1 protein-coding gene is annotated in these 698 nt (G+C 38.6%); it reads left to right on the top strand.

The genetic code is table 11. The features are described 5' to 3' along the window. On the top strand, positions 1-698 hold a 698-nt coding region (locus AC1DWB_RS36705; protein ID WP_477545964.1), incomplete at both ends, for a hypothetical protein.

Below are 698 nucleotides of genomic sequence, written 5' to 3'. Positions count from 1 at the left end.
CTATTACGGTTCTGATATTCGACTATCACCTATAGGCGCAAGAGAGATATTCGAAGGGCAAGCTCGTTTTTCGCAATTACAGTATTTGTATCTCTCCTCAGGCGGGAAAATGAGTTGGGATGACTTTGAGCACGCAGGAATGCTCGGTGAATTATACAGAGAGGCGTTCGATATTTTTCTCAAAATTCTTGGCACACCTTGGCCCAGTACACCAGAAGATTCAGTAGTGGGGTTGTTTTTGTTAGTATGTGATCTTGCGATTAACCCAACTGACGGTTTTCCTTTCGACTTATATCATTTTCCATCGTTTGTTTTTTCAGTAGATCCAGGGATAAGATTTTTAATGTTATGCGAGTCAATAWAGAATAAGAATCCAAATTTAGTGGATTCGATTCATGGCTACACAAAGGAAGAATATTTAGAGGTTTCCGAAATCCTTTGCGGCTATATTAGTTGTAAAACACCTTTTTCTGCTTCTGAAAAATTTTGTGATTGGGCAAGTACTAACTGCAGGGAATTAATGGAAGAAGATAATTCTTTTGAGTTTGGTTCTGAAAATCTGCCTGTTCGATTGCTCTTCGCTAGATTTTTAAGATTTCAGCAGGACAAATTTATTACACCTGAGTTTTTTTGCTGGCCAGGGATCTGGTCTGTTGGAGAAAGAAAAGAAGGTATTTCGTTAGAGAATGCTCGAGAAT

It is taken from the genome of Paenibacillus sp. P4_E11 (assembly GCF_056401635.1).
This window is presented reverse-complemented; position numbering and strand designations above follow the sequence as displayed.